The following is a 21,121-nucleotide window of genomic DNA, read 5'->3' on the forward strand; positions in this document are numbered from 1 at the left end:
GATCACTCTAGGGGTGCTGGTCCCGTAGCAGGAACCGCTGGAGTTTGCCGGTGGCCGTGCGTGGCAGGGACTCCCGGAAGACGAAGACCCGCGGGCACTTGTGCGGCGCCAGGTGGGCCTTCATATGGGCGCGCAGCGCGTCCGCGGTCTGCTCCGAGCCCTCCCGCAGCACCACGTGCGCCACCACGATCTCGCCGCGCAGTTCGTCCGTCCGGCCCACCACGGCGGCCTCCGCGACCTCCGGATGACGCAGCAGGGCGTCCTCCACCTCGGGGCCCGCGATGTTGTAGCCGGAGGAGATGATCATGTCGTCGGCGCGGGCCACGTAGCGGAAGTAGCCGTCCGGTTCGCGGACGAAGGTGTCGCCGGTCATGTTCCAGCCGTTCCGGACGTACTCCGTCTGCCGCGGGTCGGAGAGGTAGCGGCAGCCGACCGGGCCGCGTACGGCCAGCAGCCCCGCCTCGCCGTCGGGCAGTTCGTCCCCGCGCTCGTCCACCACGCGGGCCTGCCAGCCCGGCACGGGCACCCCCGTCGTGCCCGGCCGGATCGCGTCGTCGGCGGCGGAGATGAAGATGTGGAGCAGTTCGGTGGCCCCGATGCCGTTGATGATGCGCAGGCCCGTCGCCTCGTACCAGGCCCGCCAGGTCGCCGCCGGCAGGTTCTCCCCCGCGGACACGCAGCGGCGCAGCGCCGAGAGGTCGTGGCCGTCCAGCTGCCCGAGCATCGTGCGGTAGGCCGTCGGCGCGGTGAACAGCACCGAGACCCGGTGCCGGACCAGGGCGGGCAGCAGCTGCCGGGGGCCCGCCTGCTCCATCAGCAGCGTCGAGGCCCCGGCCCGCAGCGGGAAGACCAGCAGCCCGCCCAGGCCGAACGTGAAGCCCAGCGGCGGACTGCCCGCGAACACGTCGTCGGCCGAGGGGCGCAGCACGTGCCGGGAGAAGGTGTCGGCGATGGCCAGGAGGTCCCGGTGCAGATGCATGCAGCCCTTGGGGCGTCCGGTGGTCCCCGAGGTGAACGCGATGAGCGCGACCTCGTCGGCGGCCGTGTCCACCGCCCGGTACGGACCGGTCCTGGACGCGGCCAGCCGGGTCAGGTCCCCGGGCGCGTCCTCGCCGAACAGGGTGGTCCGCAGGCCGTCCACGTCCGCCTCGGCCAGATCCCGCACCGAACGGGCGTCGCACAGCGCGTGGCTGATCCGCGCCAGTGAGCAGATGGTGGCCAGCTCCGTCGCGCGCGCCTGCGCCAGTACGGTGACGGCGACCGCGCCCGCCTTCATGACGGCGAGCCAGCAGGCGGCCAGCCAGGGAGTGGTCGGCCCGCGCAGCAGCACCCGGTTGCCCGGCACCACGCCCAGGTCCTCCGTCAGCACATGGGCGATGCGGTCCACCGTCTCCCGCAGTTCGCCGTAGCTCCAGACGCTTCCGTCGCCGGAGCGCAGCGCCGGGCGGTCGGCGCCCCGTGCCTCGACGGTGCGGTCGAGCAGTTCGTGCCCGCAGTTCAGCCGGTCGGGGTAGCGAGGCGCGGGGTCCTCCAGGAGGAGCTTCGGCCACTGTTCCGGCGGCGGGAGGTGGTCGCGCGTGAAGGTGTCGGCGTGGGCGCCCGCGGCGGGCCCGGACGGCTCGGGATGCGCGCCGGGGACGCGTACGGACGCGTCGGCGGCGGCAGTGGGCGTGTTCGGCGAGGAATTCGGCTCCATGAAGGATCGCCCCCTTGTCGCCTTTGGAGCGTATCGTTTGAGTGACGGTAGTCAACGGTCCGCGATAAGACATGACGTGCGATGCGACGAGATGTCACGCGACGCGACAGGGCACGCGACACGACGCGACAAGAGAGGCGCCGCCATGACGGCATTCTCCCTCGAACCGGAACAAACCGCCTGGTGCGAAGAGCTCCGCACCCTCGCCGTGCGGGAGCTGCGCCCGCTGGCGGAGAAAGGAGAGCCCGGGCGCGTCAACCGCCCGCTGCTGGCCGCTCTCGGCGAGTCGGGTCTCCTCGGCCGGATGCTGGGCTCCGGGGCGCTGGACCTGTGCCTGCTGCGCGAGTCCCTGGCCCGGGGCTGCACCGAGGCCGAGACCGCCCTCGCCCTCCAGGGGCTCGGTACCACCCCGGTCGTCCAGGCGGGCACCCCCGCCCACCGCGAGCGCTGGCTCCCCGAGGTGCGGGCCGGGCGGGCCGTCGCGGCGTTCGCCCTGAGCGAGCCGGGTGCGGGCTCCGACGCGGCGGCCCTGGGCCTGGCCGCCGAGCACACCCCGGCCGGCTGGGCGCTCACCGGCGAGAAGTGCTGGATCTCCAACGCCCCCGAGGCCGACTTCGCCGTGGTCTTCGCCCGCACGACCCCCGGCGCCGGGTCCCGCGGCATCACCGCGTTCCTGGTCCCGTCCGACCGCCCCGGACTCACCGGCTCCGCCCTCGACATGCTCTCGCCGCACCCCATCGGCACCCTGGAGTTCGACGGCGTACCGGTCACCGCCGACGATGTGCTCGGCGAGCCCGACCGGGGCTTCCGCGTCGCGATGAACACCCTCAACCTCTTCCGGCCCAGCGTCGGGGCGTTCGCCGTGGGGATGGCCCGCGCCGCCCTCGACGCGACCCTCGACCACACCGCCCACCGCACGGCGTTCGGCGGCCCGCTGAGCGACCTCCAGGCCGTCTCGCACCAGGTCGCGGAGATGGCCACCCGCACCGAGGCCGCCCGGCTCCTGGTGTACGCGGCGGCCGCGGCGTACGACGCGGGGGAGAGCGGCGTGCCGCGCCGGGCGGCGATGGCCAAGCTGTACGCCACCGAGACCGCACAGTACGTCGTCGACGCCGCCGTCCAGCTGCACGGCGCCCGGGCCCTGCGCCGGGGCCATCTGCTCGAACACCTCTACCGCGAGGTCCGCGCGCCGCGGATCTACGAGGGCGCGAGCGAGGTGCAGCGCGCCATCATCGCCAAGGAGCTGTACGCGAACGGCGCCCACCGGTCCGAGCCCGCCGCCGAGCAGCCCGCCGCTCAGCAGCCCGGCACCGGGCAGCCCGTGGCCCAGCAGCCCGTGGAGCCCGCGGGCCTCACCCAGGAGCCGCCCGCATGAGTCCGTCCCACCGGATCAACCCGGCCGAACTCTCCCCGCCCACCGGCTTCAGTCACGCGGTCGTCGCCACCGGCCGCCACCTGGTCTTCCTCGCCGGGCAGACCGCGCTCGACCCGGAAGGCAAGGTCGTGGGGGACACCCTGCCCGACCAGTTCGCCGTGGCGCTGGGCAATCTGCTCACCGCCCTCCACGCGGCCGGCGGCGCCCCCGCCGACCTCGCCCGGGTCACCGTCTACGCCACCGACGTCGCCGACTACCGGTCCCACGCCGCCGAGCTGGGCCGGATCTGGCGCAGGCTCGCCGGGCGCGACTACCCGGCGATGGCCGTCATCGGCGTCGCCCGGCTCTGGGACGAGCAGGCGATGGTCGAGATCGACGGGGTCGCGGTTCTCCCGTGAGAGCCCGGCCCCCGAGTAGCGGCGGCGGGGCACCGGGGCGAGGCTGAAGGGGTTCGGATGCCGAGCCGATCAGGAGAGTCAGCGGTGACCAGCCGGCCGCCCCCGCGCCCCGCCGCCAAGTCCTACGACGGCGAGGGCATCGTCGTCGGCTTCGACGCGCACCGCTGCCTGCACGCCGCCGAGTGCGTGCGCGGGCTCCGCGCCGTCTTCGACGTCGACCGCCGCCCGTGGGTCCGACCCGACAACGCCCCCGCCGACGAGGTCGCCGACGTCGTCCACCGCTGTCCGAGCGGCGCGCTCCAGTACCACCGCACCGACGGGATGCCCGACGAGGTCCCGGACGTCCCCACCCACGTCTCCCTCGGCGCCGACGGGGTGCTGCACCTGCGCGGGGACCTGGAGGTCGCCACCCCGTACGGTCCGCGCCGCGAGACCCGGGTGATGCTCTGCGGCTGCGGCGCCACCGCCAACACCCCGTACTGCGACCACAGCGGTCCCTGCGCCGGACACGGCTGAGGCGGCTCCCGGAGACAGTGGCCGAGAGGCGCGCGGCGCGCCGGGCGGGTGAATCGGCCCGAGCGATATATCTGTATTTAGTGCCTTTTCTTCCGGATGTTCCGTCGCCCGCACCGGACACCCGTCTGTGATCGCGCTCATCGTCGCCCACTTCGCCCTGGCGGCCTGCGCGGGCCCGCTGGTGCACCGGCTCGGCCGACGGGCCTTCGTCCTGCTGGCCCTGCCCCCGGCAGCGGCCACCGTCTGGGCGCTCACCCGCTGGAGCACCACCGCGTCCGGAGGCGCGGACACCTGGTCCTGGCAGTGGATCCCGGACTACGGCGTCGCCCTGGACCTGCGCCTGGACGCCCTGGCCGAACTGATGGTGCTGCTCGCCGCCGGGGTCGGCGCGCTCGTCCTGCTCTACTGCGCCTCCTACTTCACCGACGACACCCCACAGCTGGGCCGCTTCGCCGGGAACCTCCTCGCCTTCGCGGGCGCGATGCTCGCCCTCGTCCTTGCCGACGACCTGATCACGCTCTATGTTTTCTGGGAACTGACCACGGTCTTCTCCTACCTGCTCATCGGCCACGGCAGCGAACACCGGCACAGCCGCCGCTCCGCCCTCCAAGCCCTCGTCGTCACCACGTTCGGCGGCCTCGCCATGCTCGTCGGCTTCCTGATCCTCGGTCAGGCCGCCGGCACCTACCGGATCTCCGAGATCGTCGCCGACCCGCCCGGGACGACCCTCGCCGTGTCCGTCGCCGTCGTCCTCGTGCTGTGCGGGGCCCTGTCGAAGTCCGCGATCTGGCCGTTCTCCATGTGGCTGCCGAACGCCATGGCCGCGCCCACCCCCGTCAGCGCCTATCTGCACGCCGCCGCCATGGTCAAGGCCGGCGTCTACCTGGTCGCCCGGCTCGCCCCCGCCTTCGCCGACGTCCCCGTCTGGAAACCCGTCGTGCTCGTCCTCGGCGGCGCGACCATGCTGCTCGGCGGCTGGCGTGCGCTGCGCCTGAACGACCTCAAGCTCGTCCTCGCCTACGGGACCGTCAGCCAGCTCGGCTTCCTCACCCTGCTCGCCGGGACCGGCAACCGCGACGCCGCGCTCGCCGCCGCCGCGATGATCCTCGGACACGCCCTCTTCAAGGCCCCGCTGTTCCTCGTCACCGGCATCGTCGACCACGCCACCGGCACCCGCGACCTGCGCGAACTGTCCGGCGTCGGCCGCTCCCTGCCGTACGTCGCCGTCGTCGGCGCCCTCGCCGCCGCCTCCATGGCCGCGCTCCCACCGCTGCTCGGCTTCGCCGCGAAGGAGGCCGCCATCGAGGCGCTGCTGCACGGCTCCGCCGCCGACCGGTGGTCGCTGGCCGTCGTCGTCGCGGGCTCCGCGCTGACCACCGCGTACACCCTGCGCTTCGTCTGGGGCGCGTTCGCCCGCAAGCCCGGCCTCCCCGACACCCCCGCCCACCGCGTCGGGTGGGTCTTCCTCGGTCCGCCCGCCCTGCTCGCCGCCCTCGGCCTGGCCCTCGGCCCCGGCGTCGGCTGGACCGACCGGCTGCTGGGCGCGTACGCCGACACGTTCCCGGCCGAGGCGAAGCCGTACCACCTCGCCCTCTGGCACGGGCTCGGCCCCGCCCTGCTCCTGTCGGCCCTCGCCTGGGCCGCGGGCGCCGTGCTCTTCCTCGGCCGCAACCACGTCACCCGGCTCTCCCGCCGGATCGCCTGGCCCACCGCCGACAGCGTCTTCGGCCATCTGCTGCTCGGGCAGGAACGTCTCGCCCTCCAGGTCACCGGCTTCATCCAGCGCGGCTCCCTCTCCGTGTACCTGGCCACCACCCTGCTCGTCATGCTCGGCGGGCAACTCGCCGTCCTCATCGTCGACACCCCCTGGGACGGGGCGGTGCGACCCCGGCTCTGGGACAACCCGCTCCAGGGCGCGGTCGCCGCCCTCACCTGCGCCGCCGCCCTGCTGTGCCTGACCGTGCGACGGCGCATGAAAGCCGTCGTCCTGGCCGGCCTCACCGGATACGGCACCGCCCTGCTGTTCGTCGTCCAGGGAGCGCCCGACCTGGCGCTCACCCAGTTCTGCGTCGAGACCGTTTCGATGATCGTCTTCGTGCTGGTGCTGCGCCGGATGCCCGTCCACTTCCACGAGACCGTCAGCACCTGGCGGCGGGCCGCCCGGATCCCCATGGCCCTCGCGGCGGCCGCCACCGTCGGCGTCGGCATGTGGGTCGCCGCCGCCGCGCGCACGGCCGAACCGGCCGGCGCCGCCATGGTCCGGGAGGTCGCCGACCACGGGCTCAAGGACGTCGTGGCCACCATCCTCGTGGACCTGCGCGCCTGGGACACGATGGGGGAGTCCGCCGTCCTCGCCGCCGCCGCGGTCGGCGTCACCAGCCTCATCTACCTGCACCGCCGCAGCGAGGGCACCATGGCCCAGGAGGAGCTGCGGGGCCGCACCGCATGGTCCCTCTCGGCGCACCACGCCTCCAAACTGCCGCGGGGCGACGACGCGGCCCCCGAACGCGGCTGGCTGGCCGCCGGAGCCACCCTCGCCCCCGAGCACCGCTCGATCGTCTTCGAAGTGGTGGCCCGGCTGCTGTTCCACCCGATCCTCGTGCTCTCGGTCTACCTGCTGTTCTGCGCCGAGTCCCTGCCCGGCGGCGGGTTCGTCGCCGGGCTGGTCGCCGGACTCGCCCTGATCACCCGCTACCTGGCGGGCGGCCGCTTCGAACTCGCCGAGGCCGCCCCCCTGCAACCAGGACTCTTCACCGGACTCGGCCTCTTCATCTCCACCGGGGTGGGCCTCCTCGGACTCGTCGACGGCACCGTCCTGCACGCCTTCACGTACTACGGAGAGCTGCCGGTCTTCGGCACCTACCACCTGAGCACCTCGGTCCTCTTCGACTTCGGCGTCTACCTGCTGGTCCTCGGCGTCGTCCTGGACATCGTGCGGGCCCTCGGCGCCAAGATCGACCGGCAGATCGAACGGGCGGCGGGCGTCCTCACCCCCGAGGGCGGCCCCGAGGCGGGAGGGTCCCCCCGATGACCGTCAGCGCCTCGCTCCTCGCCACCGCCGTCGTGCTCTGCGCCGTCGGCGGCATCCTCATGCTCACCCGCCCGCTGACCCGCATCCTGCTCGGCGCCGTCGTCCTCGGCAACGGCATCAACCTGCTGGTCCTCTCCTCCACCGGCCGGGCCGGAGCGGCGCCCCTGCTCTACGGGGTGTCCCTGAGCCGGATCACCGACCCGCTGCCCCAGGCCATCGCGCTGACCGCCATCGTCATCACCCTGGCCACCACCGCCTTCCTGCTGGCCATGGCCTACCGCAGCCACCAGATCACCGGCACCGACGAGGTCCACGACGACCTGGAGGACCGCCGCATCGTGCTGCGCGCCGAAGTCCTCGGCGAACGCGCCCAGTTGCGCGAACAGTTCCGGTCGGGGGCCGAGCCCACCGCCGAGGAGCGCGAACACTACCGCGAGGAGCGCCGACGGCTCCGCGACCGGCTCCGCGCCGACCGCGCCCGCCAGGCCCGGGGCCGCGACGCCTCCGGCAACCTCTGGAACGACGTGCTGGGCGCGGACCCGGAGGACTACGCACGCGACGGCGACGCCAAGGCGGACGACCGCTACCCCCGCGACCGAGGAGCCGACGGATGAACGCGCTCGTCCCCCTGCCCGTGCTGCTGCCCCTGTGCGCCACCGGCCTCAGCCTCGCCTTCGGCACCCGCCTGGGGCGCTTCCAGCGCTTCATCAGCGTCGCCGTGCTGACCGCCGTACTCGCGCTCTCGGTGATCCTCATGATCGCCGCCGACCGGCAGGGCCCGCTCTCCGTCCACCTCGGGGACTTCGCCCCGCCGCTCGGCATCACCCTGGTCGCCGACCGGCTGTCCGGGCTGATGCTCACGGTCTCCTCGGCCATCACGCTCTGCGTGCTCGTCTACTCCCTCGGCCAGGGCATGACCGACCGGGACAAGGAGACCCCGCTCGCCGTCTTCCACCCCGCCTACCTGATCCTCGTCTCCGGTGTCTCCTGCACGTTCCTCTCGGGCGACCTCGTCAATCTCTTCGTCGGCTTCGAGATCATGCTGGTCGCCAGCTTCGTCCTGCTCACCCTCGGCGGCACCGGGCCCCGGATGCGGGCGGGCTCCACCTACGTGATCATCTCGCTGTTCTCCTCGATGCTCTTCCTCACCGCCATCGCCATGACGTACGCGGCCACCGGCACCGCCAACTTCGCCCAGCTCGCGGGGCGGCTGGCCGACCTCCCCATCGGCGTACAGACCCTGATCCAGGCGCTGCTGCTGACCGTCTTCGCGATCAAGGCGGCCGTCTTCCCGGTCGCCGCCTGGCTCCCCGACTCCTACCCGACCGCCCCGGCCCCCGTGACCGCCGTCTTCGCCGGACTGCTCACCAAGGTCGGCGTCTACTGCATGCTGCGCACCGAGACCCTGCTCTTCCCCGGCAACCGCCTCGGCGACCTCCTGATGGCCATCGCACTGGCCTCGATGGTCATCGGCATCCTCGGCGCGGTCGCCCAGACCGACCTGAAGCGGCTGCTCTCGTTCACCCTGATCAGCCACATCGGCTACATGGTCTTCGGGATCGGCCTCGCCACCCGAGAGGCGTACGGCGGGGCCATCGTGTACGTCGCCCACCACATCACCGTCCAGACGACCCTGTTCCTCGTCGCCGGGCTCCTCGAACGCCGGGGCGGCACCACGGAGCTGACCCGGCTCGGCGGGCTGGCCAGGGCCGCGCCGATGCTCGCCGCGCTGTTCTTCGTCCCCGCGATGAACCTCGCCGGGATCCCCCCGCTGTCCGGCTTCATCGGCAAGCTCGGCCTGATGCGCGCCGGCGTCGCCGACGGCGGCGGCTGGGCCTGGCTGCTGGTAGCGGGCTCGGCCGCCACCAGCCTGCTGACGCTGTACGTGGTCGCCAAGGTCTGGAACCTCGCCTTCTGGCGCGCCGCCCCGCCCGGCCAGGCCGCCGCCGGAACGGTCCTGGAGTCCGGCGACGACAGCGACGACGACCCGGACGCGGGCCCGGACCGGATCCGCGGCACCGGTGACGAGGGCATCGCACCGGCCCCCCGCCCGGCAGGGCGGGCGGCCGTAGCCGCGACCCTGCACGAACGGGCCGTCATCACCACCAGTCGACTGCCCCACCCGATGACCGCGGCCACCGCGGCGACCATCGCGATCGGCCTCGCGTTCACGGTGTTCGCCGGCCCGTTCACCGCCTTCACCGACCGCACGGCCGCCGAGATCCTCCGGCGGACCCCTTACGTCCAGGAGGTGCTGGGCCGGTGAAACGCATCCTGCGCCTCTCGTTCCGCAACGCCGACCTGCCGCCGCTGAGCTGCGAACTCGGCACCCGCCGACGGGTGCTGGACCTCCCGCTGATCGCCTGGCTCACCCTCATCTGGGTGCTGCTCTGGTCCACCCTCACCTGGGCCAACGTCCTCACCGGCCTGGTCGTCTCGGTCGCGGTCTGCCTCGCCTTCCCGCTGCCCCGGGTCGACCTCGGACTGCGGCTCCACCTCTGGGGCATCCTGCGCCTGGCCGGCTATCTCTTCTGCGACATGTACACCTCCGGGGTGAAGGTCACCCGGCAGACCTTCTTCGGCCTGCCGCACCGGGCCGCCGTGATCGGAGTGCCCCTGCGCTGCCGCGGCGACCTGATGCTCGCGGCCACCGCCGTCGCCGTCTCCAACGTCCCCGGCGGCTCCATCATCGAGATGCGCCGGGCCACCGCCACCGTCTTCCTGCACGTCCTGGACGCCGACCGGCCCGAGGAGCTCGAAGCCGCCCGGCGCCAGGTGTGGCGGATCGAGGAACTGACCGTACGGGCCTTCGGCACCCCCGACGAGATCGCCCGGGTCGCCGAACCCCCGCCACCGCCCCAGCTCGCCGCAGGGAGACCCGCACCATGACCGTGCCCGAACAGGTCGACCACGCCCTGCTGACCACCGCCGTCGTCCTGATCCTCCTCGCCGGGGCCCTGCTGCTGGCCCGGATCTGGCGCGGGCCCTCCATGCTGGACCGGGCGATCTCGCTGGATGTCTGCGCCGCCCTGATCATCGCCGGAATCGCCGCCAAGTCGGCGTTCGCCCGGGACCCGTTCTACTTCCCGATCATGCTGGTCCTGGCGTTCCTCGGGTTCACCGGCTCGGTGGGCATCGCCCGCTTCATCGCCGTACGCGACCGGCCCCGCCCCCCGCGCCCCGAAGACAACACCGAGGAGGGCCCGCGATGAGCGTCTGGCACCAGATCGCCGACACGGCCGGCGCCGCACTGCTCCTCGTCGGCGCCGCGATCTGTCTCCTCGGGGTGATCGGCATGATCCGCCTCCCGGACGTCCTCTCCCGCAGCCACGCGGCGACCAAGCCGCAGACCCTCGGCATGATCCTGGTCCTGGCCGGGGTCGCGCTACGGTTGCGCGGCGGCATGGAACTCGCCACCCTCGGTCTCATCGCCTTCTTCCAGATGCTCACCGGCCCGGTGGCCTCGCACCTGGTGGCACGTTCCGCGTACCGCACCGGCCAGATCGAACACGGTGATCTGCTCTTCGACGAACTCGACGAGCAGCTGACCGACGGCACGTGACCGCCGAACCCGGACCGGGCCGCGGTGCCCGCCGGGCGTAGGGTCGCGAGCGATGGCGCATCGCGCGTGCCGAGCGGGGACAGGGAGCCATGACGTACGGAACGGTCACGACGGTCAGCAGCAGCGGCGGGCACACCTTCGGCAAGGTGAACCGGGACAGCGTGACGCTGCTCGCCGGACTCGGGGTCGAGGGGGACGCCCACGCGGGCGAGCGGGTCAAGCACCGCTCCCGGGTCGCGCAGGACCCCACCCAGCCCAATCTGCGGCAGGTCCACCTGATCCACGAGGAGCTGTTCACCGAGCTGGCCGAGGCCGGTTTCACCGTGGCTCCCGGGGAGCTGGGCGAGAACCTCACCACCCGGGGCATCGACCTGCTCGCCCTCCCCACCGGCACGCGCTTGAGGATCGGCGACGCGGCGGTCGTCGAGGTCACCGGCCTGCGCAACCCCTGCCTCCAGATCGAGGCCTTCCAGGAGGGGCTGCTGAAGCAGGTCGTCGGCCGGGACGCGACGGGCGCGGTCGTGCGCAAGGCCGGTGTCATGAGCGTGGTCCGCCGGGGCGGTGTGGTCCGCCCCGGCGACACGATCGCCGCCGAACTCCCCGGGGGCCCGCACCGCCCGCTGGAACGCGTCTGAATTCCCTCGCCGCCCTGTCCCCGCCAAAGCGCCCACGGGCCGGTGTCCGCATGCCATGATGCGGGCAATGCCGGACGCTGGGGGGCGTATGGGAAGCACGGGCACAGTGCTGCGCGAATTGCGCGGCGCACAGAAGAGCGCCAAGGGCGTCTCGCTCTACTCGCGGTACGTGAACCGGCCCGCCGGGCGGATGCTCGCGGCCGGAGCGTACCGGGCGGGTATGACGCCCCATCAAGTGACGTTGGCCAGCGCGCTGTTCACCTACGGCGCAGTGGTGTCGGTCGCGCTCGTCGGGCCGTCCTGGACGCTCGGCGTGCTGGTCTGGGCGGCCCTCGCGGTCGGCTTCGCCCTCGACTCCGCCGACGGGCAGCTCGCCCGGCTCACCGGCCGGGGAGGCCCCGACGGGGAGTGGCTGGACCATGTCGTGGACTGCGGCAAGCTGCTGCTCGTCCATACCGCCGTCCTCATCTCCTTCTACCGCTTCGGGGAACTCCCTTCGGAGGCATGGCTGTTGCTCCCGCTGGGCTTCCAGCTGGCGGCGGTGGTGACCTTCTGCGCGGGCCTGCTGCGCGAGCAGCTCGGCAAGGCGGCGGCGAGTGCCCGGGGCCCGTCCTGGGCGGTGCCGGCTTCGGGGGCGAACGTCTCGCGGGTGCGGGCCGTGGCGCTGCTGCCCGCCGACTACGGGGTGTTCTGCCTGGTGTTCCTGCTGCTCGGCGCACCCGGGGCGTTCCGCGCCGGGTACGCCGCGCTCGCGGTGGTGCACACGCTGTTCCTGGCGGTCTTCCTCGCCAAGTGGTTCAGGGAGCTGAAAGCGCTCCGGGCCGGTTGACGAGCACGTCCAGTGCCCGGCGCAGCTGGGTGCTGGACGTGTGCACGGTGTACGGGAAGTAGACGACCTCCACGCCCACTTCGGCGAAGTCGCGTTCCAGCTTCTCCCCCTTCTCCGTGCCCCGCCAGTCGTCTCCCTTGAAGATCACGTCGAACCGGACCTGCTGCCAGGTCTCGACCTTGTCCGGCACGGTCTCCACGAACGCGGCGTCCACGAAGCGGACACTGCGGACGATCTCCAGTCGTTCGCGGAGCGGAATCATCGGCGTGTGGCCCTTGGCGAGGGCGGCCATCTCGTCCGACACGACCCCCGCGACCAGGTAGTCGCACTGACTGCGGGCGTGCCGCAGGATGTTGAGGTGCCCGACGTGGAACAGGTCGTACACCCCGGGTGCGTAACCCACCCTGTGCTGCACCATCCGTATCTCTCCCCCCACGGTGAACGTGATCCGGTGATGTTCCAACGACCTTACTGTGAAGAACACTTGTGCAAGCCGTGAACGGATAAGCTCGACAGGGGCTGTTCCCCGGTGGGGGCAGCGGTTGTCGTGGGGGAAGGCGATCGTCCGATGTCCGAAGAGTCAAGACCCGGCCCGTCGCGAGGCCGCCGACTTCTGGTGGTTTCGACCAACTACGCGCCGGAGCTCACGGGAATAGGCCCGTACGCCACCCAACTGGCCGAGCACTGGGCCGCGTCGGGCGCCCGGGTCCGGGCGCTCACCGGCATGCCGCACTACCCCTCCTGGCGGCTGGAGGAGGGGTACCGGGGCGTCTGGCGGACGGTGGAGATACGCGGCGGCGTCGGCGTGCACCGGCGCCGCCACTACGTACCGCGCCATCAGACCGCGCTCAGGCGTGCGGCGTTCGAGGCCAGCATCCTCGCCACCGGGCTCTTCGCCCCGCCGCCCGGCCGCCCGGACGCCGTCATCTCCCAGATGCCCAGCCTCGCCGGCGGCGTCATCGGAGCCCGGCTCGCCCGACGCCACGGCGTCCCCCACATCCCCGTCGTCCAGGACCTGATGGGCGCCGCGGCCGCGCAGAGCGGCATCCGGGGCGGCGGCAGGGCCGCCGCCGTCGCCGCGGCCGCCGAGCGGTACGCGCTGCGCGGGGCCGCCCTCGTCGGCGTCATCCACGAGAGCTTCGTCCCCGGCGTCACCGCGCTCGGCGTCGACCCCGGCCGCATCCGCACCGTCCCCAACTGGACCCATGTGCGCGGGCCCTCCGCCGACCGGGCCGCGACCCGCGCCCGGCTCGGCTGGCCCGAGGACACCCCGGTCGTCCTGCACTCCGGCAACATGGGCCTCAAGCAGGGTCTTGACGTCCTGGTGGACACCGCCCGCCTCGCCCCCGACGTCCGGATCGTCCTGATGGGCGACGGCAACCAGCGCGACGCCCTGCGCGCCCGCGCCGACGGGCTGCCCAACGTCGAGTTCCTGGAGCCCGCACGGGCCGAGGAGTTCACGGACGTGCTCGCCGCCGCCGACGTCCTCGCGGTCACCCAGCGCGCCTCGGTCCTCGACATGAGCGTCCCCTCCAAGCTCACCTCCTACTTCACCTCCGGACGCCCCGTGATCGCCTCGGTCGCCGACGAGGGCGGCACCGCCGACGAGGTCCGCCGCTCGGGGGCAGGGGTCCTCGTCGCTCCCGAGGACCCGGCCGCCCTGCTCGCGGCGTTGCGGAAGCTGGCCGCCGATCCGGCCGCCGCCGAGACCCTCGGGGCCGAGGGCCCGCGCTACGTCGCCCGCCACCTGAGCCGGGAGGCGGGCCTCGCCCGGTTCGACGCCCTGCTCGCCGAGGTCCTGCCGGACGCACAAGGGAGCCTTCGCCGATGACACCACATCACCGCGCCCCGGACGACCAGGACGAGCCGGCGCTCCTGCGCGACCAGTTCCGTCAACTCCTGCGCTACCGCTCCCTGCTGGCCTGCGGAGTCGTCGTCGGTCTGCTCGGCGGCGGCTATCTCGCCCTCGGCGGCGAGGACGCCTACACCGCCACCGGCGAGGTACTCGTCCGCTCCGCGATCTCCGACCCCTTCGCCGCCGGATCCACCGCGGACAAGGGCATCAACATCGGCTCCGAGCGTCAGACCGCCGTCAGCGACACGGTGGGCACCCTGGCCGCCGGAACCCTCCTCAAGGCGGGCGACGACGTCACCGCCCGCAAGCTGCTCGCCGGACTCCAGGTCACCAACCCGCCCAACACCCTCACCCTCCGCTTCTCCTACACCGGCGCCACCCCCGAGCAGTCCCGCGCCCGCGCCGAAGCCCTCGCCAACGCCTACCTGGCCCACCGCAAGGCGCGCACCGAGGAGAGCATCGAGAACATGGCCGGTGGCTACCGCGCCCAGCTGAAGCCACTGGAGGAGAAGCGCGACCTGCTGGAGGAACAGGCCGGAGCGGCGGCGGCCGAGGACGTCAGCAGCGCCCGCGCCAACATCATCGTCGCCATCTCCGAGCTGAGCCGGAAGATCTCCGAGCTGAAGGCCCTGGACACCACCCCCGGCTACCTCAACAAGAAGCCCGTCGCCCCCACGTCGCCCACCGGCCCCGGACTGCCCCTGCTCCTCGGGCTCGGCGGCGTCGTCGGCCTCGCGCTCGGGCTGCTGCTCTCCTGGGTGCGCCTCGTCTTCGACCCCGCCGTACGCTCCCCCCGCGAGCTGGTCCACTCGCTCGGCGCACCCCTGCTCGGCACCCTGCCCCGCGAACGCGCCGCCGCGGGCAGCCTGCTCGCCATCGGGCGCGGCACCTCCCGGCTGGCCGAGGAGTACCGCGCCGTCGCCTTCCGGCTCGCCTACGACCCGTCGTTCGCCGAGAGCCGTCGCCTGCTGGTCACCGCCCCGCGCGGCGACAGCACGGCGGCCGCCGCCGCTGCCGCCAACCTGGCCGCCGCCTTCGCCGAGATGGGCCGTGACGTCCTGCTCGTCGAGGCCGACCTGCGCACCCCCTCGCTCGCCCGCGCCCTGGGCTCCGCCGCCCACGAGGCGCGCCCGCCGCGCTGGGCCGCCGAGGAGGGCGGCGCCGGCTGGCCCACCGGCCGCCGCACCCATGTGGACGTGCCCGGGTCCGGGGCCTTCGCCCTGGTGCCCGGGACCACCGTCGACAACGTCCCGCGCGCCCTGACCTCCCCGCCCGTCGGCCGCATCGTCGCCGAGGCCGACCGGGCCGGCAACGTCGTCATCGTCCTCGCCCCGCCCGTCCTGTCCTACGCGGACGCGGTCGCCCTGGTCGACCGGGTGGAGGGCGTCATGATCGTCTGCGACCCGCGCGAGGTGCACCGCAGCGACCTGGAACGCATCCGCGAGATCATCGGAGCCTCCGGAGGCTCCGTGCTCGGCGCGTTGCTCCACCCGGGCCGGGGCCGGCTGCGCCGCGCGCGGCGAGGGCCGAAGCCGCCCCGACGACGGGGCGGTGGCGGCGGCGGGCCCGCCCCCACCGCCGAGCCGGACGCCCCCGGGATCACCGGCGACCCCGCCGACACCCTCGGTCTGCGGACCTTCACCCTGCCTGCCTCCCGCCGGTGAGAGCCCGCACCGCCGTCCTCTGCTCGGTCGCGGACCAGGGAGTGGCGGCGCTCACCAACATCCTGGTGCTTCTCGCCGCCGCCCGGCTCTCCACCCTCACCGACTTCGCCCGCTTCTCCGCGGTGTACCTGGTCTTCACGGTGCTCCTCGGCGTCTCGGGCGCGTACACCGGGCAGCCCCTCGTCCTCAAGCGCGGCACGGGGGAGGAGACCCGGTCCGCCTGCCGGTCCGCCGTCGCCTTCACCGTCCTCGCCTCGGCCGCCCTCGGCGCGCCGCTCGCGGCCGTCTGCGTCCTCGTCCCCGGCGACACCGCCCGCGCGCTGCTGATGCTCGGCCTCGTGCTCCCCGTGGTGCTGGGGCAGGACGCCGGACGGTACGCCTTCTCCACTCTCCAGCTGCCCCAACTGGCCCTGACAGGGGACCTGGTGCGGCTGGTCTGCGTGCTGGGGGCGCTCGCGGCACAGGACTACGGGGCGTCCCCGGCGCGCCTGATCGCCGTCTGGGGCCTGTCCGCCCTGCCCGCCCTCCTCGTGTCCGCCGCCCTCCTCCACCGGGCCACGGCACGGGCCCCGCTGCGACTGCGCCCGATGCTGCGGCGCGGCCACCTCGGGCAGCGCTTCACCGTCGAGTTCGGCGTGGGCAACGCGACCGGCCAGCTGTCCGTGCTCGGCCTCGGCGCGGTCGGCAACCCGCTCCTCGTCGGCGCGCTGCGCGGGGCGACCACCCTCTTCGGACCGCTCAACGTGCTCTACACCTCGGCCACGTCCTTCGGGCCCCCGCTGCTCGGCCGCATCGGCGATGAGCGCCGCCGGGTCCGGGCCCTCGCCGCCCTCGCCGCCGTCCTCGCGGCGACCGCCGGGCTCTGGGCCACCGTGCTCGTCCTGCTGCCCGAGCGCACCGGACGCGCTCTGCTCGGCGACACCTGGCCCACGGCCGCCGCCCTGCTCCCCGCCACGGGCAGCCAGTACGCGGCGATGGCCGTCGGCACCTGCGGGCTGCTCGCCCTGCGCATGCTCGACCCGCGCACCACGCTCTCCATCCAGGTCGTCTTCTCGCTCACCGCCGTGGCGTTCCTCGCGGGCGGTTACGCCGTCGGGGGCGTCCCGGGAGCCGCCTGGGGACTGGCCCTGGGGTCGCTCTGCAAGGCCGCCGCGACCTGGACCGCGGTGGCCCGGCTGCGCCGCCGGGGACCGGCGCCCGTGGAGCCGGTCAGCGCCGACGCCCTGCCCTCCGCTCCCTGAACGTGGTGATCAGCACCAGGCACAGGGCCGCTATGGCGAGCTTTCCCGCGGCCTGGAGCAGCGGGCCGCGCAGCAGGATGAAGGTGTACCCGGCGATCAGCGGCGCGGCGATGGCCAGCACGCTCCCGGGGCCGGGCCCCGCCCGGGTGACGGCGAGCGCGTACCGGCGGTCGGTGCGGGCCGCCGCGTAGCCGATCAGCGCCAGACCGCCCGCCATCCCGGCCGGGCCGAAATCGACCCAGAACTCCGTCCACAGCGGGGCCGAGAGGTTGGTCATCCGCAGCCCCATCCACTGCCCCACCCGGACCCCGGTGTCCTCCGGCTTCCCCTTCCACACCGCGCGCGGCACGAAGAACAGCGCGGAGCCCGCCAGTTGGCGGCCATAGGTGTGGCCCCGGGTGTCGACCCACGAGATGGTGTTGGCGAACATCACCATCTGGTCGTAGTCCTTGGTCACCAGCGGATCGAAGACCGAGGCCGACTGCACGGCCCGCTGCCCCCCTTCCTCGTACCGGAACCTGTCCGCGTACGGGAACACCACCAGCGCCCCGACCACCCCCGTCGTCAGCACCGTGCGGTAGAACGCCGCACTGCTCGGGAACGCGGTGAACACGAAGGCCATCAGCACGGTCAGGAACCAGTAACGGGCGTTGGAGACCGGGTTGTTCACCACGAGGTTCAGCGCCGCCAGCGCCACCCACACCAGGACCGTGGAGGGGGTGCGCCGGGCGCGGCGGGAGGTCGCCAGGCGACGGGTGTAGAACAGCAGCGCCAGCAGCGCCGGGACCTGGCCGAACCCCTTGATGAACGCCGAGCCCACCTGGGAACCCTCCGCCCCCACCCCGCTCGCCGCGACGGTCTCGTTGATCTCCTGCCGGCTGGAGAAGAAGACCGCGGGCCCGCCGAGCTTCAGCACGTAGAACGCGCTCGCCGCGAACGCCAGCAGCACCAGCAGCCGCAGCCGCAGCGGATGCGCCAGGGCCGGCTTCCTCCCGCCCGGGCCCCGCGCGGAGGGCGCCCGGCGCCGCAGCGGCCGCCGCGACGCCAGCAGCGCCCCCAGGTCGTAGGCGGCACACCCCACCAGGACCATCGCGATCGCGGTCACCAGGTCCTGGCGCGGCCCCACCATCGGCGTCGGCGTCTGCCCGATCACCACCTGGGCGAACGGCGCCACGCCCATCGCGATGTACACGAACATCCAGAAGACGCCCTGGAGCAGCCGCCGCCGGGTCGAGAGGATCATCGTCGCCAGCCGGGCCCCCGCATAGCAGGTCAGCACCAGCTGGAGCCAGTACGCCGTGTCCCGGACCCCGCTGCCGGGCTGGGCGGCGATCACCGCCGGCAGAAAGCACACCAGCCCCAGGGTGAGCGGCACGGACAGGGCCCGCGACAGCATCGCCCACGCGATCGGCGCGGGCGCGTCGGCGGCCTTCCCGCCGGTCGGCGTGCGCGCCGACGTGTGCACCGACGTCATGCGTCCCCCGATCAGTGAACCGCTGAACACTCTAACGAATCAGCCCACTTGAGGGGATGTGATGACTAGGCTGTGAACAGTCGGCCGAGGTTGAGGGGAACCCTGGTGAAAATCCTGCATGTTGTCACTCTTCACACTCCGGACCACGCCTTCGGCGGTCCGACCCGGGTGGCCTTCAACCTGTCCAGGGTCCAGCGGGCCGCCGGGGACGACGCCCGCGTCATGGCCCTCGGCGACGGCTTCCCCGGCGGCGAACTGCCCAGCCGGGTCGAGGGAGTTCCGGTCCACCTCTTCCAGGCGCGGCATCTGCTCCCGATGTTCGAGGTCAGCGGGATCACCTCCGCCGGGCTCCTGCGCACCGCACACCGCATGATGCGCGGCGCCGACCTCGTACACGTCCATCTGATGCGGGACCTGGTGACCCTGCCCGCCGCGCTCCTCGCGCTCGCTTCCCGGACGCCCCTGGTCGTCCAGACCCACGGCATGATCGACCCCACCGAGAAGAAGGTCGCCCAGCTCACCGACGTGCTCGGGGTCCGCAAGGTGCTGCGTGAGGCCGATGCCGTCCTGCACCTCACCGAGATGGAGCGGGTCGATGTGAACGCCGTCGCCGCCCCCGTCCCGCTCACCCGCACCGTACGGCTGGTCAACGGGGTGCGCCCGCAGGAGCGCAAGCCCGCCCGCGACCCCGGCCGCCCGCCCACCGTGCTCTTCCTCGCCCGGATCCAGGAGCGCAAGCGGCCGGAGGACTTCGTCGCCGCGATGCCGCACGTCCTCGCCCGCCACCCGGACGCCCGCTTCGTGCTGGCCGGTCCGGACACCGGCGCGCTGGCCGGCACCCTCGCCCTCGCGCGGAAGCTGGGTGTGGCCGACTCCCTCGACCATGTGGGCCCGTTGGAACACGACGAGGTCCTCGCCGCCGACCGCGAGGCCGATGTGTACGTGCTGCCCGCGATCGAGGAGCCGTTCCCGGTCTCGGTGCTGGAGGCGATGTCGGTCGGCACCCCGGTCGTCATCACCCGCACCTGCGGACAGGCCCCCGATGTGGCGGCGGCGGGCTCGGGCCGGGTCATCGACAGCCGCGTCGGCGAGGACGCGGCCAACGCCCGGAAGGTCGCCGACGCCATTCTGGAGCTGCTGGCGCCGGAGGCGGCCGAGCAGGCGGGCAAGGCCGCCTGGGAGCTGGTGAACGAGCAGTTCACCATCGAGGCCATCACCGCCACCCTCCGGCGGACCTACGAGGACGTGGTCCGCCGGAGGCGGGGGTGAAGCCGTACCCGTCAACGTAGGGGCTTCTCCCTGGATTTGAGAGCGATCTGCCAGCGGTAGAAGCTCATCGCCAGCGCGAAGTCGAAGCCCGCGCGGCCGTCCAGGAACCCCCGCTTGTAGAGATACATGTAGGCGAAGGACACCACCGGCTTGAACGGCGCCTTGTGGAACAACTGCCCCTGGCGCGACTTGACCTGCCGCACCTGCTCCTTCACCTCGGGGTGATGCTCCAGCCAGGCCTCCCAGTCCGAGTAGCGGTTGTGCCGCTCGAACCAGGCGGTCACCGGGTCGAGGTCCTGGTGCTCGATCGGATGGGTGAGCGTCCCCACCGTCGCGGCGACCGGCTGGTAGTGGCCCTCCACCTCACCGATGCCGGGGGCGTCGAGGTCCCCGACCTCCGGGTAGTGGCAGCGGGTCCGGTCGGTCAACGACCGCTTGCGGATGGTGTATCCGTGGCGCAGCCGCTTCCCGGAGAACCAGTAGCCGAGCGGTATGTCGTACGCGGCGGGCTTGGGCGCCGCCGGGTTCCGGAAGGTCTCCCGCAGTTCGGCCAGCAGCCCCGGGCTGAGCCGCTCGTCGCCGTCGAGCAGCAGGATCCAGTCCAGATCGGTACGGACGTTCTCCAGGCACCACTGCTTCTTGCGCGGGTGGCCCCCGTCCCAGGTGTACGTGACCACCTCGGCCCCGCACTCCTCGGCGATCTTGACGGTGTCGTCGGTGCTGTGGGAGTCCACCACCACGACCGCCTCGAAGTGGCCGAGCACCGATCTCACCGCCTCCGCGATGTTCAGGCCCTCGTTCTTCGTGGGGATCGCCACGGCTATCGGCAGCTTCGGTGTTCCTGCGGTCATCCCTCGGCTCCTTCGGGCAGCCAGGCGTAGCAGCCTGTGGAAGTGAACGTGCGCGCGGACTTCGGGATCGTGATCTTCCGGGAGACGCCGGTGTCGGAGGAGCCCGAGGACAGTTCCCTGCCGTCGGCCCCGGTGATCTGCCAGGAGCAGGCCGCGGTGGGGGAGGCGGACCGGTAGCCGCCCGGCCGGAGCTTCTTCCCGGTGTGGGTGCCGTCCGGATAGGCGTGCGCCGCCTCGTCCACCAGGTCCTGGTGCCGGGGGCAGAGCCCGGCGACCGCGTCCGCCGCGTCCGGGATCTCGCCCGTCGCGATGGCGCCGACGGCGGTGTCCCGGTCGGCCTTGACCAGATAGCGGAGCTTGTCGCAGGTCTCCTGGCCGGTCTCGAGCACGGCGGCCGGGTCCATGCCCTTCGGCACCCGGTCCTCCAGGTACTCCTTCTGCTTCTTCGTGAACGTCCCGGTGGCCGGGGTGATCGCGTCGGACGGCGTGTTCGGGCCCGTGGCCGGAGCGGAAGGGCCGGCCGTCGGCTCCTCGGGCTCCCCGGCGGAGGGCGTGGCGGGCGGGGCGGGCGTGGAGGCGGACGGGCCGGGGACGGCGGGCCCGGAGGCCGCGGGACGCTGGGCGTCCGCGGCCTGCGGACCGTTCCCGTCGGCGGACGAGCCGCAGGCGGCCAGCGCCGCCGTCATGACGACGACGGCGCCGGCCAGGAACGGGTTCCTCATCTG

The 21,121-nt window shown here is 73.2% G+C and carries 20 protein-coding genes; 15 read left to right on the plus strand and 5 right to left on the minus strand.

Annotation, left to right across the window (positions count from 1 at the left end):
- Positions 1-7: 7 nt before the first annotated feature.
- The gene (locus PSQ21_RS29030; RefSeq protein ID WP_274034261.1) at positions 8-1,696 is read right to left on the minus strand and encodes an AMP-binding protein; all 1,689 of its coding nucleotides are present in this window, start codon (positions 1,694-1,696) and stop codon (positions 8-10) included.
- A gap of 145 nt (positions 1,697-1,841) precedes the next feature.
- Here PSQ21_RS29030 and PSQ21_RS29035 point away from each other — a divergent pair, with 145 nt between their 5' ends.
- The 11 genes from PSQ21_RS29035 to PSQ21_RS29085 all read left to right on the plus strand — a co-directional run bounded on the left by PSQ21_RS29035 (position 1,842) and on the right by PSQ21_RS29085 (position 12,042).
- Positions 1,842-3,071: an acyl-CoA dehydrogenase family protein gene (locus PSQ21_RS29035; RefSeq protein WP_274034262.1), complete on the plus strand. Its 1,230-nt coding sequence runs from the start codon at positions 1,842-1,844 to the stop codon at positions 3,069-3,071.
- Positions 3,068-3,469: a RidA family protein gene (locus PSQ21_RS29040; RefSeq protein ID WP_274034263.1), complete on the plus strand. Its 402-nt coding sequence runs from the start codon at positions 3,068-3,070 to the stop codon at positions 3,467-3,469. Before PSQ21_RS29035 ends, PSQ21_RS29040 begins: the two co-directional genes overlap by 4 nt.
- A gap of 57 nt (positions 3,470-3,526) precedes the next feature.
- Positions 3,527-3,985, plus strand: coding sequence for a (4Fe-4S)-binding protein (locus PSQ21_RS29045; protein WP_274034264.1), 459 nt, complete (start codon positions 3,527-3,529; stop codon positions 3,983-3,985).
- 127 nt (positions 3,986-4,112) lie between these two features.
- The gene (locus PSQ21_RS29050) at positions 4,113-7,016 is read left to right on the plus strand and encodes a Na+/H+ antiporter subunit A (RefSeq protein WP_274034265.1); all 2,904 of its coding nucleotides are present in this window, start codon (positions 4,113-4,115) and stop codon (positions 7,014-7,016) included.
- A complete protein-coding gene (locus tag PSQ21_RS29055) occupies positions 7,013-7,630 on the plus strand; it encodes a Na(+)/H(+) antiporter subunit C (RefSeq protein ID WP_274034266.1) in 618 nt (205 codons plus the stop codon). The genes PSQ21_RS29050 and PSQ21_RS29055 overlap by 4 nt, the downstream gene beginning before the upstream one ends.
- Positions 7,627-9,282 (plus strand): Na+/H+ antiporter subunit D, encoded by a 1,656-nt coding sequence (locus tag PSQ21_RS29060; RefSeq protein ID WP_274034267.1) that lies wholly within the window; start codon positions 7,627-7,629, stop codon positions 9,280-9,282. Before PSQ21_RS29055 ends, PSQ21_RS29060 begins: the two co-directional genes overlap by 4 nt.
- Positions 9,279-9,905, plus strand: coding sequence for a Na+/H+ antiporter subunit E (locus PSQ21_RS29065; protein ID WP_274034268.1), 627 nt, complete (start codon positions 9,279-9,281; stop codon positions 9,903-9,905). The genes PSQ21_RS29060 and PSQ21_RS29065 overlap by 4 nt, the downstream gene beginning before the upstream one ends.
- Entirely contained in the window at positions 9,902-10,228 is a 327-nt protein-coding gene (locus PSQ21_RS29070; protein WP_274034269.1) for a monovalent cation/H+ antiporter complex subunit F, read from the plus strand. Before PSQ21_RS29065 ends, PSQ21_RS29070 begins: the two co-directional genes overlap by 4 nt.
- Positions 10,225-10,578, plus strand: coding sequence for a monovalent cation/H(+) antiporter subunit G (gene mnhG, locus PSQ21_RS29075; protein WP_274034270.1), 354 nt, complete (start codon positions 10,225-10,227; stop codon positions 10,576-10,578). Before PSQ21_RS29070 ends, mnhG begins: the two co-directional genes overlap by 4 nt.
- An 89-nt stretch (positions 10,579-10,667) precedes the next feature.
- Positions 10,668-11,213, plus strand: a complete 546-nt coding sequence (locus PSQ21_RS29080) for an MOSC domain-containing protein (RefSeq protein WP_274034271.1) — start codon at positions 10,668-10,670, stop codon at positions 11,211-11,213.
- A gap of 88 nt (positions 11,214-11,301) precedes the next feature.
- A complete protein-coding gene (locus PSQ21_RS29085; protein WP_274034272.1) occupies positions 11,302-12,042 on the plus strand; it encodes a CDP-alcohol phosphatidyltransferase family protein in 741 nt (246 codons plus the stop codon).
- Here PSQ21_RS29085 and PSQ21_RS29090 read toward each other — a convergent pair.
- Positions 12,011-12,460: an adenylyltransferase/cytidyltransferase family protein gene (locus PSQ21_RS29090; RefSeq protein ID WP_274034273.1), complete on the minus strand. Its 450-nt coding sequence runs from the start codon at positions 12,458-12,460 to the stop codon at positions 12,011-12,013. The two genes, PSQ21_RS29085 and PSQ21_RS29090, sit on opposite strands and share 32 nt — an antisense overlap.
- A 150-nt stretch (positions 12,461-12,610) precedes the next feature.
- Between PSQ21_RS29090 and PSQ21_RS29095 the strand changes: the two genes are divergently transcribed.
- Genes PSQ21_RS29095 through PSQ21_RS29105 form a run of 3 tightly spaced genes read left to right on the plus strand, consistent with a single transcriptional unit; the run spans position 12,611 to position 16,802 of the window.
- The gene (locus tag PSQ21_RS29095) at positions 12,611-13,873 is read left to right on the plus strand and encodes a glycosyltransferase (RefSeq protein ID WP_274034274.1); all 1,263 of its coding nucleotides are present in this window, start codon (positions 12,611-12,613) and stop codon (positions 13,871-13,873) included.
- The gene (locus PSQ21_RS29100; RefSeq protein WP_274034275.1) at positions 13,870-15,561 is read left to right on the plus strand and encodes a tyrosine-protein kinase domain-containing protein; all 1,692 of its coding nucleotides are present in this window, start codon (positions 13,870-13,872) and stop codon (positions 15,559-15,561) included. The genes PSQ21_RS29095 and PSQ21_RS29100 overlap by 4 nt, the downstream gene beginning before the upstream one ends.
- The gene (locus tag PSQ21_RS29105) at positions 15,558-16,802 is read left to right on the plus strand and encodes a hypothetical protein (RefSeq protein ID WP_274034276.1); all 1,245 of its coding nucleotides are present in this window, start codon (positions 15,558-15,560) and stop codon (positions 16,800-16,802) included. The genes PSQ21_RS29100 and PSQ21_RS29105 overlap by 4 nt, the downstream gene beginning before the upstream one ends.
- Here PSQ21_RS29105 and PSQ21_RS29110 read toward each other — a convergent pair.
- Positions 16,771-18,276 (minus strand): hypothetical protein, encoded by a 1,506-nt coding sequence (locus tag PSQ21_RS29110; protein ID WP_274034277.1) that lies wholly within the window; start codon positions 18,274-18,276, stop codon positions 16,771-16,773. The genes PSQ21_RS29105 and PSQ21_RS29110 overlap by 32 nt on opposite strands.
- Positions 18,277-18,381: 105 nt before the next feature.
- Here PSQ21_RS29110 and PSQ21_RS29115 point away from each other — a divergent pair, with 105 nt between their 5' ends.
- Positions 18,382-19,545: a glycosyltransferase gene (locus PSQ21_RS29115; RefSeq protein ID WP_274034278.1), complete on the plus strand. Its 1,164-nt coding sequence runs from the start codon at positions 18,382-18,384 to the stop codon at positions 19,543-19,545.
- A gap of 11 nt (positions 19,546-19,556) precedes the next feature.
- On the opposite strand, the gene PSQ21_RS29120 is transcribed toward PSQ21_RS29115, so the two are convergent.
- Together PSQ21_RS29120 and PSQ21_RS29125 are read right to left on the minus strand one after the other, a co-directional pair.
- A complete protein-coding gene (locus PSQ21_RS29120; protein ID WP_443334406.1) occupies positions 19,557-20,396 on the minus strand; it encodes a glycosyltransferase family 2 protein in 840 nt (279 codons plus the stop codon).
- Positions 20,393-21,118: a hypothetical protein gene (locus PSQ21_RS29125; protein WP_274034279.1), complete on the minus strand. Its 726-nt coding sequence runs from the start codon at positions 21,116-21,118 to the stop codon at positions 20,393-20,395. The genes PSQ21_RS29120 and PSQ21_RS29125 overlap by 4 nt, the downstream gene beginning before the upstream one ends.
- Between the last annotated feature and the right edge of the window lie 3 nt (positions 21,119-21,121).

The organism is Streptomyces sp. MMBL 11-1 (assembly GCF_028622875.1).
In the GTDB taxonomy this organism is placed as follows: Bacteria; Actinomycetota; Actinomycetes; order Streptomycetales; family Streptomycetaceae; genus Streptomyces.